This window comes from Leeuwenhoekiella aestuarii, from assembly GCF_004104055.1.
GTDB classification, from domain to species: domain Bacteria; phylum Bacteroidota; class Bacteroidia; order Flavobacteriales; family Flavobacteriaceae; genus Leeuwenhoekiella; species Leeuwenhoekiella aestuarii.
Genome location: NZ_QOVJ01000003.1, coordinates 1 through 18,320 on the forward strand (window position 1 = coordinate 1; position 18,320 = coordinate 18,320).

13 protein-coding genes are annotated in these 18,320 nt (G+C 35.1%); 3 read left to right on the forward strand and 10 right to left on the reverse strand.

Annotated features, from left to right (window positions below; genetic code table 11):
* The 3 genes from DSM03_RS09005 to DSM03_RS09015 form a co-directional block, all read left to right on the forward strand.
* On the forward strand, window positions 1-2,234 hold a 2,234-nt coding region (locus DSM03_RS09005; protein WP_128763133.1), incomplete at its 5' end, for an Ig-like domain-containing protein.
* Between the two features lie 35 nt (window positions 2,235-2,269).
* Complete coding sequence (locus DSM03_RS09010; protein ID WP_128760178.1) at window positions 2,270-3,193, forward strand: PorP/SprF family type IX secretion system membrane protein; 924 nt, start codon at window positions 2,270-2,272, stop codon at window positions 3,191-3,193.
* A 12-nt stretch (window positions 3,194-3,205) separates the two neighbouring features.
* Window positions 3,206-5,125, forward strand: a complete 1,920-nt coding sequence (locus DSM03_RS09015; protein ID WP_128760179.1) for an OmpA family protein — start codon at window positions 3,206-3,208, stop codon at window positions 5,123-5,125.
* A 901-nt stretch (window positions 5,126-6,026) separates the two neighbouring features.
* Here the strand turns inward: DSM03_RS09015 and rpe are convergent.
* From rpe to accD, 10 genes are all read right to left on the reverse strand, one after another.
* Window positions 6,027-6,686: a ribulose-phosphate 3-epimerase gene (gene rpe / locus DSM03_RS09020; protein ID WP_128760180.1), complete on the reverse strand. Its 660-nt coding sequence runs from the start codon at window positions 6,684-6,686 to the stop codon at window positions 6,027-6,029.
* 42 nt (window positions 6,687-6,728) lie between these two features.
* Window positions 6,729-7,199: a BLUF domain-containing protein gene (locus DSM03_RS09025; RefSeq protein ID WP_161567057.1), complete on the reverse strand. Its 471-nt coding sequence runs from the start codon at window positions 7,197-7,199 to the stop codon at window positions 6,729-6,731.
* A gap of 129 nt (window positions 7,200-7,328) precedes the next feature.
* Window positions 7,329-8,192, reverse strand: coding sequence for a sigma-70 family RNA polymerase sigma factor (locus tag DSM03_RS09030; protein WP_128760182.1), 864 nt, complete (start codon window positions 8,190-8,192; stop codon window positions 7,329-7,331).
* 235 nt (window positions 8,193-8,427) lie between these two features.
* On the reverse strand, window positions 8,428-11,151 hold the full coding sequence (locus DSM03_RS09035; RefSeq protein WP_128760183.1) for an ATP-binding protein: 2,724 nt from the start codon (window positions 11,149-11,151) through the stop codon (window positions 8,428-8,430).
* Between the two features lie 227 nt (window positions 11,152-11,378).
* On the reverse strand, window positions 11,379-12,578 hold the full coding sequence (locus DSM03_RS09040; RefSeq protein WP_128760184.1) for a glutamate-5-semialdehyde dehydrogenase: 1,200 nt from the start codon (window positions 12,576-12,578) through the stop codon (window positions 11,379-11,381).
* Window positions 12,579-12,635: 57 nt separating this feature from the next.
* On the reverse strand, window positions 12,636-13,406 hold the full coding sequence (gene proB, locus DSM03_RS09045) for a glutamate 5-kinase (RefSeq protein ID WP_128760185.1): 771 nt from the start codon (window positions 13,404-13,406) through the stop codon (window positions 12,636-12,638).
* Between the two features lie 3 nt (window positions 13,407-13,409).
* Window positions 13,410-14,216, reverse strand: a complete 807-nt coding sequence (gene proC / locus DSM03_RS09050) for a pyrroline-5-carboxylate reductase (RefSeq protein ID WP_128760186.1) — start codon at window positions 14,214-14,216, stop codon at window positions 13,410-13,412.
* 371 nt (window positions 14,217-14,587) lie between these two features.
* Entirely contained in the window at window positions 14,588-16,810 is a 2,223-nt protein-coding gene (locus DSM03_RS09055; RefSeq protein WP_128760187.1) for a polyribonucleotide nucleotidyltransferase, read from the reverse strand.
* Between the two features lie 255 nt (window positions 16,811-17,065).
* The gene (rpsO, locus tag DSM03_RS09060; RefSeq protein ID WP_128760188.1) at window positions 17,066-17,335 is read right to left on the reverse strand and encodes a 30S ribosomal protein S15; all 270 of its coding nucleotides are present in this window, start codon (window positions 17,333-17,335) and stop codon (window positions 17,066-17,068) included.
* A 93-nt stretch (window positions 17,336-17,428) separates the two neighbouring features.
* Window positions 17,429-18,286, reverse strand: coding sequence for an acetyl-CoA carboxylase, carboxyltransferase subunit beta (gene accD, locus DSM03_RS09065; RefSeq protein WP_128760189.1), 858 nt, complete (start codon window positions 18,284-18,286; stop codon window positions 17,429-17,431).
* Between the last annotated feature and the right edge of the window lie 34 nt (window positions 18,287-18,320).

Sequence of the window (18,320 nt, forward strand, 5' to 3'; positions counted from 1 at the left end):
ATGATACTACTCCGACTATTACCGGAACAGCTGATTCCGCTGATAATTTGACTGTTGTGGTTAATGGAGTAACCTATACCGAAGGGGATGGAAACTTAACCGATAACGGTGATGATACGTGGACTTTGGTTATTCCGGCAGGAAATGCTTTAGCAGATGGTACGTATGATGTGATGGCTACAGCTACTGATGCTGCAGGTAACAGTTCGTCAGACGCAACTACCGATGAATTGACCATTGATACTGCTGTGCCTACGATTCCAACTGTTGATCTTTTAACCACAAATGATACTACTCCGACTATTACCGGAACAGCTGATTCCGCTGATAATTTGACTGTTGTGGTTAATGGAGTAACCTATACTGAAGGAGACGGCAACTTAACCGACAATGGTGATAATACGTGGACGTTAGTTATTCCGGCTGGAAATGCTTTAACTGATGGAACTTATGATGTCATGGCCACTGCGACTGATGCTGCTGATAATACCTCAATGGATGCAACAGTTGATGAATTGACCATTGATACTGCTGCGCCTACGATTCCAACGGTAGACTTTTTAACTACAAATGATACTACTCCAACAATTACCGGAACAGCTGATTCCGCTGATAATTTGACTGTTGTGGTTAATGGAGTAACCTATACCGAAGGGGATGGAAACTTAACCGATAACGGTGATGATACGTGGACGTTAGTTATTCCGGCAGGAAATGCTTTAGCCGATGGTACGTATGATGTAATGGCCACTGCGACTGATGCGGCTGGTAATACTTCGATGGATGCTACAGTTGATGAAGTTACGATCGATACTTCAGGGTTAACAGTGCCTACTGTGAACTCACTTACTACGGCTGATGTCACTCCAATATTAACAGGTACTGCAGATTCAGCAGGTGACCTAACCGTTAGTGTAAATGGACAAACCTATGCTGAGGGAGCCGGAGATTTAGTAGATAATGGTGATGGTACATGGACGTTAACGGTTCCGGCAGGAGATGAAATTCCAGAAGGTGTTTATGATGTTGTAGCAACACTTGTTGATGCTTTAGGAAATGTTTCAACAGACGCTACAATAGATGAGTTAACCATAGATTTAGGTATGCCAACTGGCGAGATGAATCAAATGTTTTGTACTACAGATCAACCTACGTTAATGGATATCGTTTTAGATCAACCTAATGTAGTATGGTTTGCTGAAGAAACCAACGGAGCGGTTTTAGATATTAATACACCGCTTCAGAATGGAGTTACTTATTATGCGGCTCTCATTGTAGATGGTGTGATAGGTAGTAGCAGACTTGCTGTAACAACTACCTTAATGCAACCAATATCTGCTAATATAGATGCTTCAGAACCAACGGCTTGTTTAGGTACGGAAATAGTGTATACCACACAATCTGGGATGACTAATTATGTATGGGCAATTACTTCTGGAGGAAGCATCGTTTCAGGAGGTGGTACTTCAGATAACTTTGTAATAGTAGTATGGGATGCAGCAGGAGATAACAGTGTAAGTGTGGATTATGACACAACGTTAAGTTGTATCGTAAACACTTCAGCTACGCTAAATGTTACAACGACTGCTTGTTCAGATCTTACCATTTCTAAAACAGTAAATATCTTAACTCCGGTAATAGGAGAGACCATAGTGTATTCAATCGAAGTTACAAATAATGGTCAGACCGATATTACCTCAATAATGGTAGGGGAAGCATTACCGTCAGGACTTCAGTTTGAAAGTTTTACAGCTCCTATTGGTGATTACAATCCGTTAACTGGTGAGTGGTCAATTCCACAACTCGCGGCTAATACGAGTACTATTTTAACTATTACCGCAACTGTATTAGAAACCGGTAATTACCGAAACGTAGCAACTATTTTGAATTCAAATCCTGTAGATAGTAATCCCGATAATAATTCTTCTGAAGTAGAAATAGATCCAGATTGCTTGATGGTTTTCAATGAATTCTCACCAAACGGTGACGGTATGAATGATCTCTTTACGATAAGATGTATAGAAAACTACCCAAATAATAGACTCAATATTTTTAACAGAGTAGGGCAGCTAGTCTACACTGCAAACGGTTATAACAATAGCTGGAATGGCGTTTCTAATGTTGCGAGTTCTATTAATAAGTCAGTAGGCTTACCGGTAGGTACTTATTATTACGCTCTTGAACTGGGCGACGGAGAGCGTACGCTTACCGGATGGATTTATATAGCACGATAATTAAAAAAATTCTCTCATTTTAAAATTTAATTACCATGACAAAAATAGTAACCTATTTAATCGAAATTTCTTTGATTGCCTTTGGGACTTTAAGTCTCTACGGGCAACAAGAACCAAACTATACGCAGTATATGTACAATACGATGACCATTAATCCAGCTTATGCGGGGTCATCAGATAATTTCAATATTATCGCTGATTACAAAGCTCAGTTTACCGGTGTTGATGGTGCTCCCGAAACTATTAATCTTGGATTAGATGCACCGGTAACTTATAATATTGGTCTGGGCTTAAACATTACCCGGGATGTTCTGGGTCCCTCTGAAGATCTAAATATCGACGGAAATTTCTCATATGCTATTCAATTAGGGGCGCAGACCTATTTATCCTTTGGTCTTAAGGCCGGTTTTAGAGTTTTGAATGTAGATTTTAGAAAGGGAATATATGATAATCCTAATGACCCACAGTTTATGAATAACATAAACAATCAGTTTTTAGGAGTTTTAGGGGCAGGATCTTATTTGTACACAGACCGATGGTATCTGGGACTTTCTACACCTAATTTTTTCACTCAGGAATATTTTAATGAAGAAGAGGTAATGGTTAATACCGAAGAGCTTCATATGTACTTAATAGGAGGATACATTTTTGATATTGGTTTGAATACCAAGTTTAAGCCAGCAGTGCTTTTTGATTATGTTGAAGGAGCTCCTTTAAAAGCAAACTTGTCTGCTAACTTTTTGTTTCTTGAGAAATTTACAGCAGGGGTTTCTTATAGCATAGATGCTGCAGTGAGTGGGCTCGCAGGTTTTCAGATAACAGACAACATCTTTATAGGTTATGCTTATGATTATAATACTTCAGACTTTAACCAGTATAATAATGGGAGTCATGAGATCTTGATTAAATTCTCTCTGGCTCGTAAGCGTGGTGCAACTTTTTCTCCCAGATTCTTTTAAAAATCCCTCTCTATGAAACGTATATATTTAATTATTATTTGTTTAGTAAGTCTCAATGTAGTTGCTCAAAATCATCTGGAAAAAGCAAATGAGTTTTATGACCGCTTAGTCTATATTGATGCGGCAAAAGAATTTGAGGCTTATGTAGAAAATGCAAATTATATAGAACCCGAAACCTATATGAAAATAGGTGATACATATTACAACCTTAAGAATTTTGCTCAGTCAAAAGAAGCATATCAAAAATGGTACAACACAGTAGGACCTAATACAAATTCTACTCAGGGGTATCAGTATTATGATTCTTTAAGAAGATTGAAGCTTTATGATGAAGCTGAGAAAGTTGCAGAACGCTATTTTAAAGCAAAGTCAGTTGAAGCTTTAAACAATCATTATGAAGAACGTGATCGCTTTGAAGATTTATTAAGAGGAGATACGCTTTATAAAGTACGTAATCTGGATTTTAACTCTCAATATGCTGATTTTGGTGGGAGTTTTAATCAGACCAGTTTTGTATTTACATCTGGAAGAAATTATGTGAATAAAGGCCTGTATGAGCGTGATGACACACCTTATCTATCTATTTATAAAACTGAAAATCCTGAGTCAGATAGTGCAGATGCAGTAGAATTATTTAGTAAACAATTGACGAGTGAATTTCATGATGGAACGGCTACTTTTTCACCAAATAGTAAATATTTATACTATGCATCTAGTTATCAAACCGGAAATCGGAAGGTGTTTGAAAAAGGGAAAAAGAATTATTTTAAAATTTATAGGGTAGACATGTCTGCTAAAAAATATAAAAAGGAATTGCTTTCCTTTAATGGAGATACTTATTCTACGGGGCAGCCTTATGTAACTCCAGACGGTAAAAAATTGTTTTTTGCATCAGATATGCCGGGTGGTTATGGTAAAGCAGATATTTATGTTTGTGATATTTATGAAGATGGAACCTATTCAAAACCAATGAATTTAGGACCTAATATCAATACTATCGTTGATGACTTTTTTCCGTTTTTTAAAGATGATATATTATACTTTTCATCTGGAGGTCACGTAGGTTTTGGAGGTTTGGATATGTATAAATCTTATTACAGAGATGGTATTTATGGAGTTGCAATTAATTTGGGACCTATAATAAATACAAATGCTGATGATTTTGCATACTTAGAAGGTATTGAGCCTAACACTGGTTACTTTTCTTCAGACAGAGCAGGTGGTAAGGGCGGAGATGATATTTATGCTTTTGAATACAACTTGCCTAAGTGTGTTCAATATATATCAGGAACTGTTTATGATATAGAAACTAATGAGCCTATTGCAGGCGCATACGTTACCGTTTACGATGAATCAAATACTGAATATATCAAGGTTAAAACAAATGAAAAGGGTGCTTATGCTGTAGAATTAACTTGTGGGTCTACTTATAAAATTGAAGCTCGTAAAGCAGGATTTAGTGAAGACCAATTAAATTTCACTACAGATGTCTTACCAAACCTTAAAATGGACATGCTTGACTTTAGGCTAAAAGATCTTTCAGAGATTTTTGTTACAGAAGGAGAGGTAGAAAAAATTAGAATTGACCCGATTTATTTTGAGTATTACAGGTATAACATTACAGATGTTGCAGCAATACAACTTCGCAAAGTAGTAGATGCAATGAAAGCTTATCCTGAAATGATCATAAAAATTGAATCGCATACAGATCAGCGAGGTACAGATTATTTCAATAAGACATTGTCTACAAATAGAGCTCTATCTACAAAAGAATGGCTTTTAGATCACGGGATAGAACCTTCAAGAATAGAAAGTGCGATAGGTTATGGCGAGTCTAGACCTATTAATATTTGTGATGAAGATGGTAAAACTTGTACAGAATTAGAATATTCAGAAAACAGACGATCAGAATTTATCGTCGTGAGCAGGTAATGAGAGGCGTTAAAATCAATTCGATTTAGATTTTAACGTAGAAACTCCCTCAGTAGAGGGAGTTTCTTAGTTTATATCGTGTATTCTTTAGTCAAAATATCAATGATATTCTTGTTTTTTTGTTAAAACTGTTTATTAAAAAATATAGCTTAGTACCTTTAATCATAATTTATAAGCAGACTTGTCTATACTTATATGCAGCAGCTGTAGGGGGCTGATGCTTATTTTAAAGTAGGATGGTCTGCTTTTCTATTTTGATATTAATGCTGCTATTGCCACAGGTATTTTGTTGTTCACAATAATCTTAGGAAGCTAAAAATAGATTTCTCAACTGAGAAAATGCAGTGCAGATGCTTTACGGAATTATATCACTTTGAGATAGGATGGTTTTAGCTTCCGGTTGAGAAAAACCATCTGTATAGTGGTTTGTTCTACAAATAATATTGTCATAAACTTCGCTGTTATTTCTATTGGTAATGTTAGCAATAACTTTATTACAAGGCTCACTTCAATTTTGATAACAAAGGCAGTGCTTTTACCAGTTTTATTTTCTATTATTTTACAGTTTAATCTTAATGCACTTTTAGTAGTGACAAAAAGTTGCTGTCTTTATGATCTTTTTAATTTAAGGCTTAAGTTTAAATTGAAACTGTAAATCAGATAATTTAAGAAAGACAAATACCTCATTCTTTAAAAAAATAATATTTTATATGTTAAATATTAGGGGTAGTAAGGAATTCCGTAAAGTAATATAAAACCTATTTAGTTTCTTTGAGTAGAATTTAAAAGTGCAGTTTTGCAATTTTAAAGACAAGCAGACTTGGAGACTAAATATAGACAAGATTCGTATGCTGTAGGGGGCGTTACGAGTATGTTAATTTAGAATCTAGTCTGCTTTTTTTTATGAAATTATCGTTTTCATATTTGCAATAGTCTTAGCAGCATCTTCAGATTTAAAGATATAACTACCGGCAACTAGGATGTCTGCTCCACAATCTACCAACTCTCTTGCGTTCTTATTTGTGACACCACCATCAATTTCAATAAGCGTGTCTGCATTATGAGTTAAAATTATTTCTTTTAGCTCTCTGATTTTTTTATACGTATTATCTATAAAAGACTGTCCGCCAAAGCCGGGATTTACACTCATAATCAGAACTTGGTCAATATTATTGATAACATCTTTTAATAAATTCACCGGAGTATGTGGATTGAGAGCTACTCCTGTTTTCATACCGGCAACTTTAATAGCTTGAATTGTGCGATGTAAATGGGTGCAGGCTTCATAATGTACTGTAAGGCGATTACTCCCCAGCTTTGCAAAAGTCTCTATATAGCGATCAGGATCTACAATCATTAAATGTACATCTATAGTCTTTTCTGCGTGTTTGGTAATGGCTTCTAAAACCGGCATTCCAAAAGATATATTAGGAACAAAAAGACCGTCCATAATATCGATATGAAACCAGTCTGCCTTGCTGTTATTGACCATTTTAATATCACGTTCAAGATTAGCAAAATCTGCAGCAAGAACTGAAGGAGCTAAGTAAATAGGTTTCATAAATGTGTTTTTATTCAAATTTTTAATGAGTTAAAAATACCATTACATTTTAGAAATAATAGACTCAAGGATAGAAATTGTATTATTAATTTCGTCATTCTCCAGTAGTTTTAAGTAACTGAGATAATCGTTTAGCTTTTGGTATTGCTTTTTATCCTTCGGAACCAGAAAACCAGATTCATAGTCGTTAAAAACGCGATGCTCTATTTTATTCTCTACTATAACTGTCACATTTGTATGCCTGTCATCTTCTATGATCTTATGAAACAACGTATTTACCATTTTAAAATCACCTTCGAGAAGCTGTAAATAGGTGCCATCTTTATAATATAAAAATCCTGAAATACCTTGATCTTTATTTTTTTGAGCCACCTGATTAATTACACTGCTAAGCATTCCAATATCTGTAGGATTGCAAGCTGTGCTAATGTAAACCAAGAAATAGATCATATAAATGAGGTATAAAACATCATAAACTAAAAATCCCCGGTAATCAGCCGGGGATTCATTCATCAATCAAAAAACGAACAGTTATGATGAACTGTTGTTGGGTTAAATATTTTATCTGGAGTTTAATTCTATTGCAATTTATAAAAAAACTACCTTATACCCCTATTTTTAACGAATTCTTGTAAAAAAATACTATCCTAGATAGGTTTTTAAGATTTTACTGCGAGATGTATGTTTTAATCTTCTAATCGCTTTTTCTTTAATTTGTCTAACACGCTCACGTGTAAGATCAAAAGTTTCACCTATTTCTTCTAAGGTCATAGGATGCTGATTTCCTAAACCAAAATACAATCTAACTACATCTGCTTCGCGAGGTGTAAGTGTGTCAAGAGCACGTTCTATTTCGGTGCTAAGAGACTCATTTAGAAGTTCACGATCAGGGTTAGGAGATTCTCCAAAACGCAATACATCATATAGGTTAGAATCTTCACCTTGTATTAGAGGTGCATCCATACTTACGTGACGGCCGGCATTTTTTAGGGACTCTTTGACGTCATTTACTGTCATATCTAGCTCTTTGGCTATTTCATCAGGACTAGGGGGACGCTCATTAGCTTGTTCTAAAAATGCAAAAGCTTTATTGATTTTATTGATGCTTCCTATTTTGTTGAGCGGAAGACGCACGATACGTGATTGCTCAGCAAGTGCCTGAAGTATAGACTGTCTGATCCACCACACAGCATAAGAGATAAACTTAAAACCACGGGTTTCATCAAAGCGCCTTGCAGCTTTTATAAGACCCAGGTTTCCTTCGTTAATAAGGTCAGGTAGCGTTAAGCCTTGATTTTGATATTGTTTAGCAACAGATACCACAAATCTTAGGTTAGCCTTAGTAAGTTTTTCTAGAGCAATCTGATCGCCGGCTTTGATACGCTGAGCCAACTCTACTTCTTCATCTGCTGTAATAAGATCTACTTTACCTATCTCTTGAAGATATTTATCAAGAGATGCGGTTTCTCTATTAGTAACCTGTTTTGTGATTTTAAGCTGTCTCATAAAACATTCCGTATTTAAATTAATTAGTAAAAGGCTTTAATACTTGCGGTAATAACCACATTAAATCAATTTTAAACCATCGCTTTATAAGAAATTTGAGTAGCGATATACTTGTTATACGTAATTATACAAGGAAAGGTTACAAAAAACAGAATAAATTTTTAGAAAAAATTAACACTCTCAATCGTTTTTGAAAGAAAATTGTTGTTAGGTGTTTGATTGTTAGTATGTTATTTTAATTGCTTTTAAGCTTAATTAATTGAAGATTTACATCAACTAACGCTCTATCGTAAAATTCTTCAAAAGATTTTAAACTTTCTTTTGCTTTTTTGACTTTATCTGGATTGTTTATATTGGCTTCAATTTGTTGTAAATAATGCCCAGGTTTTGTGAGACCGAGATTCATAAAACTTGATTTCATTTTATGGGCTAAAGTACTTGCTCTAGGATAGTATTCTCTTGCCACACAATTTCTTAAACTATTGAGATCTTTTGGAGTTTCCTCTATAAATACTTCTAAAAGCGAGATTATAAATTCTTTATCTCCATCAAAAATTTCAAAAAGATTTTTTATATCTACTGAAACAGAGGTATTTGTATTTTCTTCAGTTTTAACATTGCCAATGACTGGTTTAGTTTTCATTCCTTCATCTGCAACCAGCCAATACAATACTTCTTTAAGAGCATCCTCTTTTAGAGGTTTAGTAAGGTAAAAATCAATCCCAGCTTTAATTGCATTTTTACGAGCTTCTGGGAAAACATCTGCAGAGCAGGCAACAATAGGTACTTTATTTAGACTGTCTTTATTGGATTCCCGTATTAAAGATATGGCTTCTAAGCCGTTCATAACGGGCATATGCATATCCATTAAAATTAAGTCATAATTAGCTTTAGCATCCTGATAAATGGCAACAGCTTCTTGACCATTTTCTGCAATGTCTGCCTGCACATCGAGCCCTTGTAATAATTGTCTGATGTAGAATTGATTCATTTTATTGTCTTCTGCAACAAGAACTCTTAGTCCTTTAAGGCTTAGGTTTTGATTTTTAAAGTCCTGCTCAATATCTTTCAATTTTTTAAGGTGACTGATTTTGAAATCTAATGTGAACTCAAAGGTAGAACCTTTACCAAGCGTACTTTTTGCTTCAAGCTTTCCCTTCTTCAAAGTTATAAGCTCTCGAGTTATTGTTAACCCGAGTCCTGAGCCGTTTATTTTAGCAAGTTCAGGTTCGTCAACTTGATAAAAACTTTTAAAAATACTTTCTAGCTTATCTTCTGCGATACCTATGCCGGTATCACTAACGCTGAATTTGATTTTTACAGTTTCAGTATTCTTTTCAATAAACTGAAGTTTGAGACTAATGCTTCCGCGTTTTGTGAATTTTATGGCATTACCTACCAAGTTGGTAATTATTTGATTAAGCCTGTACTGATCTCCAATAATAATATCAGGAATTTGATCATCTATTTCAGCAATAAACTGAACGCCCTTTTCACGAGCTTTTATTTCAAAACCGGTAGCCAGATTGTATACGACTTCTCTCAAGTTAAAATCTAAAGATTGCAAAGTCAATTTTCCAGCTTCGATCTTAGAGAAATCTAAAATATCATTAACAATTGAAAGCAAGTTTTTAGCAGAGAAAGATATTCCATCTAAATTCTTCTTTATTGTTTTTTGGTCTTTAAGATTGCCATTTGATAAGATTTCTGACAGACCTAAGATAACATTTAACGGAGTCCTAATTTCATGACTCATGTTTGATAAAAAAGTAGATTTTGCCTCTGCAGTACGCTCTGCATTAATTTTAGCTTTTAAAGAATCTTTACGATGCGAAATATCTTTTATCAAAAGCGTAAAAGTATCAGCTGGTTCAGAAAAATTATTACTGAATGAAAGTTCACAAGGCATTTTTTCACTAGGAGCAGTAGAAATATCCAGTTCAACACAAGTTCCAATGATTTCACTTTCTACACCCTTGTAAAGATTAGAAATATCGTATTTAATATCCCTGCTTACTGCTGAAGGTAATAATGAATAAATAGATTTTTGAACAAGCTCATTTTTGTTTAGATTAAACATAATCGAAGCCTTACTGTTACAATCCTTAATAATGCCGTTAGCATCAAAAAGGAGATATGCATCCAGAATATTTTCCAAAATGTAAATTTTAGTAGTATCAATTTTGACAGGTTCTTCTATAATTTTATTTTCTTCTTTATCTAGTATAGGTTCTTTAAGTTTGTCAAAAAATAGAGTAGTAGGACTCTGATTTAATAGAGAAGTAAACAACTGTGGTATTATATCAGATATACTGGTTACCGCTGGCGTAAGTTTATAATAATTGAAAAATTCTTCTTTTGTAGTAGAGTAAACAGAGTCTACAAAGTCTTGACCAAAAATTTCACCAAACTCTTGATTGATCTTTAAAGAATCATCTTTTATTTTTCTAAACGCGCTAATCTGTTTAATTAAGTCTGTACTAACAGACTCTTTTAACTGGGTCTCTATAATTTTAATCCACGCATTTGTAGTGTTTAGATCGAAATCTTCATCCTTAAACTTTTTAAGAATTATAAGTAGAAAGAGTCTTGAAATGATGATTTCCTGATTTTTGCCGGAATGGTATAGCGGTAAAAATGCTTCAGATTCTGTTAGATCGGGGAAATTTATTTTTATTTCTGAGCGAAGGTTTGCTTCGGTATTTATATATCTAGAATCGTGATAGATGAGGTAGTTTTCTAATTCTAGATAAAAATGAGCGATTTGTAACTCTCTGATGTATGTATCCTCAGAAAATTCATATCCTTTAATCTTAGATTCTATTAAAGTAAGCCGAGCTCCAGAAGACCCTAAATCAAACAAATATTTAAAAAAATTAGCAATGGGATTTTCACTTGCTAAGGCAGGTTTAATTTTACTTGCCCTATGATTTAGAAGGCGTTCTATAAATGAGCTCATTGGGTGTCAGGAACTTAGAGTTGGTCACATATTGTTCGATTAAATGCTAAATTAATCATTTATAATGAATAATATTTAATTTCACTTGTAGGAAAGCGCCTTGTGTATCTAGAGCCTTATAATAAATAGATTTCAGATAAATTTTCTAAGCTCATTCTGTATATAACGAAAAAAAGGGCTCAAATATTTGAGCCCTTTTTTTCGTTATTGTCAAGGTATAAAATCAATTATACTCTTATGTGTCCATCTCCATAAACGTAATACTTATTTGTTACAAGTTGTTTAAGACCTAATGGTCCTCTATGGTGTAGTTTATCAGTACTTATTGCAAGTTCTGCGCCTACACCCATCTGACCGCCGTCTGTAAAGCGAGTAGAAGCATTGTGATAAACTGCCGCAGTATCAATATTTTCCATAAAAGTTGTAGCAGCTTCAGTATCTGTTGTCATAATAGCACTGGAATGACCGCCGCTATAAGTATTGATTTTACGCATAGCTTCATCCATATCTTCCACAGCTCCCAGTACAATTTTCATTGCTAAAAATTCTTCATACCAAGTATCTTCATTTGGAATGACATCATTGTCAGATAGAACAGCTTTAGAGATATTATCAGCTAAAACTTCAACACCTTTTTCTTTTAAAATCTCGTTCAATTCTTTTATACGAGACTCATATTCCGGAAGGTTTTTATCTACTAATACTTTATCTAAAGCATTACATCCTGAAATCTTATCAGTCTTAGCATTGATGATAACTTCTATTGTTTTAGCCCAATCTGCTTTAGGATGTATATATAAAAAGTTATTACCTCTACCACTTACAAGTACAGCACATTTTGCGTGTTCTTTAACAAAACCAATAAGACGTTCTCCTCCTCTTGGCACGATTAAATCTAAAGGTTGATCTGGGTTTCTAAGGAATTCCTGAGTTTTCTCACGATTCATTTGTAACATCGTGATCCAAGATTCATCAAGGCCATTTTCTTTTAAAGCTTGTTTCCAGCAATCAACAAGAACAACATTACTATTGAAAGCTTCTTTACCACCTTTAAGCAGAATTTTGTTATTCGCTTTAAATGCTAATACAGCTGCTTCAATAGTTACATCTGGTCTAGATTCATAAATAATCATTATCGTACCAAATGGAGCTGTTTTATTGATGATCTTAAGTCCGCTATCAAGAGTATCATTAGAAATTTCCTGACTTACAGGATCGTCTTGATTACGCACTTCGCGAATGGCTTGAATCATTCCTTCAATCTTAACATCATTTACAACTAATCTGTCATAAAGTGCCTGATCATCTCTATTAAAAGCTTCAAGATCTTTTTTGTTAGCTTCTAGTATTTCTACTTTTCTCGCTTCTATAATCTGCATCATAGAGTCGAGTACTTTGTTTTTTATATCTGAATTTAGTAATTGCATATTACTTATTTTTTTTGTTAATAATTAGAATTGAGTATGAACTATTCAGTTAATTGCTTAAGCCTGAAATTTTGTTCCAATCTCTTTTCCTTCTAAAAGGTCAACAATCACATTGTGTTTTTTACCATTTGCTATGTAGCATGTGATGTTTTTTCGAGCGGCTTCTTTAGCGATTTTAAGCTTAGATTTCATTCCGCCACGACCTTCACCTTCAGCTTTATCACTTTCCTGAACATATTGTTCAACTTTTTGTTCTGGGTGTACTTCTGTAAGTTTTTCTGAATCGTCATCATCGGGGTGACCCGTGTACAAACCATCTGTATCAGTTAATAAAATTAATGCGTCTGCATTAATCAACTCTGCTACAAGACTTGCTAGTTCATCATTATCTGTAAACATAGACATCGTCAGAGATACTGCATCATCTTCATTTGCGATAGGGACAATTCCTTCCGCCAATAATCCTTCATAGCAGTTTATCATATTCTCACGATGTTTACCTGGAGCAAAATCTCGCTTTGTTGCTAATAACTGTGCACAATGCATTCCGAAGCTATTAAACATTGTATAATAATGACGCATCATACGAGGTTGACCTACCGAAGAAAAAATTTGTCTTCTTGTAGATGGGTCTTTAAAATCACAATCACCCAATACCTCTTTACCAGCAATTGCAGAACCTGAAGAAACTAATACAGGCTGATAACCTTTTTCATAAAGTTCGGCAATTTGTCTGACTAACTCATGAAGAACAGGACCTACAATACGGTTATTCCTGTTAGTCATTACATTTGTTCCTACTTTTATAACTACACGTTTTGTGCTCATAATTTATTTTTCTTTACCAAGTTCTGTTGCTCGGTCAAAAGCTGCGTAAGCTGCTTCTTTAATTAATTCTTTTACGTTATTATCTTCCATAGAGTCTAACGCTGCACGCGTTGTGCCTCCTTTAGAAGCTACACGATCCATCCATTTTTCCGGAGTTAAATCGGACTCATTAAAGAGCTTTACAGCACCTTCAAAAGTTTGAGAAACCAATACTTTTGAATCGTTGCCAGAGAATCCCATCTTAAGAGCAGCTTCTAGCATAGATTGCATAAAATAAAATACATATGCCGGTCCACTCCCAGAAATACCTGTAGAAGCATCAATAAATTGTTCTGTTTCTACATGAATTGAAGCACCAGTTGTATCTAATAAACTTCTTACTGTAAGCAATTCAATTCTGCTTACTTCTTTAGATTCTGTAAATGAAGTAACTCCTTTACCTACTTTAGCAGGTAGATTAGGCATTGTTCTTATAACTTTTTTTATCCCCAATCCTTCTTGAATAGTATTAATTGTAACACCAGCCATAAGAGAAACAAATAATTGTTCTTGGTTGATGTATGGTTTAATATTTTCAAATAATGATTGGCTGTGGTAAGGTTTTACCGCGATAAAAATAACATCTGCTTTTGGCACACATTCTTCGATACTATCATAAGCATCAAACTGAGCCATGGTTGATAAAGCTTCTGTTTTTTGAGGTGAGACATCGAAGATCATAAGCTTGCGCTTATTTAAAAATGGAGAGCTTGCCATACCTTCTGCGTAGGTAAGTCCCATATTGCCAGCACCTAATACTAATACTTTCATTAAATAGTTTTTAATTAATTAGTTCGCCTTATTAGTTGCAAGTACCATACGAGACTTCATGAAATAGGGAATATCTCTTTTTTCAGATAGAAAAAAGCTTCTCACGCTACAGCAGATGGTAGCTAGCGGGGGAATATTAAGTAAATGTTAAAAAAAGAGCAGAAAACCTTTTTTCCATAATTGGCAGAAAAACTGACAAATACTGTATATGTGTCAGTTTTATGGCAGTAACAACACACTATATTTCATAATTATTAATAGCTGAATATAATTTATAATAGTTTTTCTGGTTGTGGAGAATCAAACTCAAATAATAGTACATAAAAAAAGGAGCCATTTTGGCTCCTTTTTCTAAATTGTAAATAAAGAAATTAATCTCTCTTACGATCTCTGTTCCTGTTGTCACGACCACGATTATCTCGTGAACCACGATCTTTATTATCAGTTCTTGGAGCGCGTTCTTTGTAGCCTTCAGGTTTTTCAAGTAATGCTTTACGCGATACTTTTTCCTTACGGGTACGAGAATCAATACCGAAATATTTCACTTCAAATACATCTCCCATATTTACAACGTCGCTCACGTTTTCAGTGCGTTCCCAAGCTAGTTCAGATACGTGTAATAAAACTTCGTTACCTGGAGCATCAAGGTATTCTACAACAGCACCAAAATCTAACATCTTGATCACTTTTACTTTATAGCTGTTTCCAACTACAGGCTTAAAGGTGATAGAGTCAATTTTAGCAAGAACTGCATTGATACCTTCTTGACCGGTTCCTAAGATTTCTACAACACCTTCTTCGGTAACAGGATCTTCGTTAATAACGATAGTTGTTCCTGTTTCTTTCTGAAGTTCTTGTATTACTTTTCCTCCTGGTCCTATAAGTGCACCAATGTACTCATTAGGAATACGTACAGATACCATTTTAGGAGCGTACTCTTTCACGTCTTCACGCGCGGTAGCAATAGTATCAGTGATTTTTTCTAAGATATGTAAACGACCTTCGCGAGCTTGTTTTAAAGCATTTACAAGAATTTCGTAAGAAAGACCTTTTACTTTAATATCCATTTGACAAGCTGTGATACCGTCTGCAGTACCGGTAACTTTAAAGTCCATATCTCCTAAGTGATCTTCATCACCTAAAATATCAGAAAGAACTGCATATTTACCAGATTCACCATCAGAAATTAATCCCATAGCGATACCAGAAACCGGTTTCTTAAGTTGAACACCAGCATCCATCATTGCCATTGTACCTGCACAAACGGTTGCCATTGAAGAAGAACCGTTAGATTCTAAAATTTCTGAAACAACACGCACAGTGTATGGGCAATCAGCAGGAACCATTCCTTTTAAAGCACGTTGTGCTAAGTTACCGTGACCTACCTCACGACGAGAAGTACCTCTAATTGGGCGCGCCTCACCAGTTGAGAAAGGAGGGAAGTTATAATGTAAATAGAATGTCTCTTCACCTTCAAAGGATGGCATATCTATTTGATTTGCTTCTCTGGATGTACCTAAAGTTACAGTAGCTAAAGCCTGAGTTTCCCCACGTGTAAAGATTGAAGAACCGTGTACAGATGGTAAATAATCAGTTTCACACCAGATTGGGCGAATCTCTGTAGTCTTACGGCCATCAAGACGTAAACCTTCATTTAAAGTAAGATCACGTACAGCTGCTTTTTCCGCTTTGCGATAATACTTAGATACTAAATCACCAAAATCTTCTAACTCTTCTTCAGAGAAAGTAGCTTTTACTTCTTCTTTAATAGTCTCAAAAGCCGCACTACGCTCGTGTTTAGAAGATCCTGCTTTTGCTACTTCATAAACTTTGTCATAACTAAGATCGTAAACTTTTTTCTCAAGATCCGCGTCTTCGCGTTCTCCTGTGTATTCACGAGTTTCTTTTTTACCAAAAGCTTCAGCAAGTTTTATCTGAGCAGCACACTGGACTTTGATAGCTTCGTGAGCAGCTTTGATCGCTTCAGTCATTTCCTCTTCAGAAATCTCATCCATCTCACCTTCTACCATCATTACTGAATCTGCAGAAGCACCAATTACCATATCAATGTCAGATTCGGCAAGTTGAGTTCTTGATGGATTGATAATAAACTCACCATTTATACGGCCTACACGAACTTCAGAAATAGCACATTCAAATGGGAAATCAGAAAGTTGAATTGCTGCAGAAGCAGCAAGACCAGCCATTGCATCAGGCATAACATCGTCATCATGAGACATTAACTGAATCATAACCTGAGTTTCTGCGTGGTAATCTTTAGGGAAAAGTGGGCGTAGTACACGGTCAACAAGGCGCATTGTTAATACTTCACCATCACTAGGACGTGCTTCTCTTTTAAAGAAACCGCCGGGGTAGCGGCCTGCTGCCGCAAATTTTTCACGATAATCTACCGTTAACGGAAGAAAATCAACATCACTCTGCTTGTAGTTGGAAACTACAGTACATAGCAACATACATTTACCAGATTGAACAACAACAGAGCCATGAGCCTGTTTTGCAAGTTTTCCGGTCTCGATAGAGATTTCTCTACCATCACCAAGGTCTATGACCTCTTTGAAAGTCTTTGGAATCATATTTTGATTTTTCATCTGTACCTATAAAAGATACTGTTAAACATTAGCTGCAAACCATTAAGGTTAGCGGCAGGGTCGTTGTGTTGTTGTGTGTAGTGTTTGACCAATGAAAAACCTAAGGATAGCTTTCTTTGCCCTTGCGGGACTTTAACCAAAAGTATGGTTTTTATTTTACTGAATGCTCAAAACTTGATTGAAACAATCAGTTTTTAAAAATAAACGGGGCTGAAATGTCAGCCCCGTTTATAATAAGAATTATTTTCTTAAACCTAATTCTTTAACAATAGCACGATATCTATTGATATCTTTCTTAGTTAAATAGTCAAGTAAAGCTCTACGCTTACCTACTAATTTTACTAATGAACGCTCTGTGTTAAAATCTTTGCGGTTATTTTTTAAGTGTCCTGTTAAGTGGTTGATACGGTGTGTGAACAACGCAATTTGCCCTTCTGCAGATCCAGTATCGTTTTTGTCTTTACCGAACTGACTGAAAATTTCATCTTTCTTTTCTTGAGTAAGATACATGCCAATATTATTTAAATAGTTTTTATGTATTCAACGAGGCTATCCCGTTGAGCCGGCAAAGATACAATTAATTCTCAAATTGGAACTAAATTTTTAATTACGAATTGCCTGGTTAAGAATCAAGTCAATATAAAGATTGATGTTTTTCTTAAGTTCTTTACGATGTGTAATAAAGTCTAAGAAACCGTGTTCTTTTAAGAACTCTGCAGTTTGAAAATCTTCTGGTAATTCTTGACCAGTTGTATCTCTAACCACACGAGGGCCAGCAAAGCCAATCAAAGCTCCTGGTTCAGAAATATTGATATCTCCTAGCATCGCAAATGAGGCAGTAGTACCACCTGTTGTAGGATCTGTACAAAGTGAGATATATGGTATTTTAGCTTCGGCTAACTGAGCTAATTTAGCAGATGTTTTTGCTAATTGCATTAATGATAATGCAGCTTCCATCATACGGGCACCTCCAGATTTTGAGATGATCACTAAAGGCACATTGTTTTTTAAAGAATAATCTGCAGCACGTGCTATTTTTTCACCTACAACAGACCCCATAGAGCCACCTATAAATTTAAAATCCATAGCAGCGATAACAAGATCTTTACCAAAACTTTTACCTACAGCCGTACGTACAGCATCTTTGAGGCCGGTTTTTGCTTCAGCATCCTTAAGACGATCTACATATTTTTTAGTATCCTCAAATCCTAATGGATCTTTAGAAGTAAGATTTTTGTCTAGTTCTTTGTATTTACCTTCATCAAAAAGGATCGAAAAATACTCATTACTACCTATTCTAACGTGGTAATCATCTTCCGGGCTTACATAAAAGTTTTTTGCAAGTTCATCTGCATCAATGATTTTACCAGTAGGGGATTTATACCAAAGTCCTTTGGGTACATCTTTTTTGTTTTCGGTAGCGGTTTGTATTCCTTTTTCTTTCCGTTTAAACCAAGCCATAATTTGTGCTTTTTAATTTGTAAGCTACTCACAA

Coding starts and splice junctions, on each gene's coding strand:
- DSM03_RS09010 (WP_128760178.1), top strand. CDS start 2,270: ATGACAAAAATAGTAACCTATTTAATCGAAATTTCTTTGATTGCCTTT.
- DSM03_RS09015 (WP_128760179.1), top strand. CDS start 3,206: ATGAAACGTATATATTTAATTATTATTTGTTTAGTAAGTCTCAATGTA.
- rpe (WP_128760180.1), bottom strand. CDS start 6,686: ATGAAACCTATTTACTTAGCTCCTTCAGTTCTTGCTGCAGATTTTGCT.
- DSM03_RS09025 (WP_161567057.1), bottom strand. CDS start 7,199: ATGAATGAATCCCCGGCTGATTACCGGGGATTTTTAGTTTATGATGTT.
- DSM03_RS09030 (WP_128760182.1), bottom strand. CDS start 8,192: ATGAGACAGCTTAAAATCACAAAACAGGTTACTAATAGAGAAACCGCA.
- DSM03_RS09035 (WP_128760183.1), bottom strand. CDS start 11,151: ATGAGCTCATTTATAGAACGCCTTCTAAATCATAGGGCAAGTAAAATT.
- DSM03_RS09040 (WP_128760184.1), bottom strand. CDS start 12,578: ATGCAATTACTAAATTCAGATATAAAAAACAAAGTACTCGACTCTATG.
- proB (WP_128760185.1), bottom strand. CDS start 13,406: ATGAGCACAAAACGTGTAGTTATAAAAGTAGGAACAAATGTAATGACT.
- proC (WP_128760186.1), bottom strand. CDS start 14,216: ATGAAAGTATTAGTATTAGGTGCTGGCAATATGGGACTTACCTACGCA.
- DSM03_RS09055 (WP_128760187.1), bottom strand. CDS start 16,810: ATGATTCCAAAGACTTTCAAAGAGGTCATAGACCTTGGTGATGGTAGA.
- rpsO (WP_128760188.1), bottom strand. CDS start 17,335: ATGTATCTTACTCAAGAAAAGAAAGATGAAATTTTCAGTCAGTTCGGT.
- accD (WP_128760189.1), bottom strand. CDS start 18,286: ATGGCTTGGTTTAAACGGAAAGAAAAAGGAATACAAACCGCTACCGAA.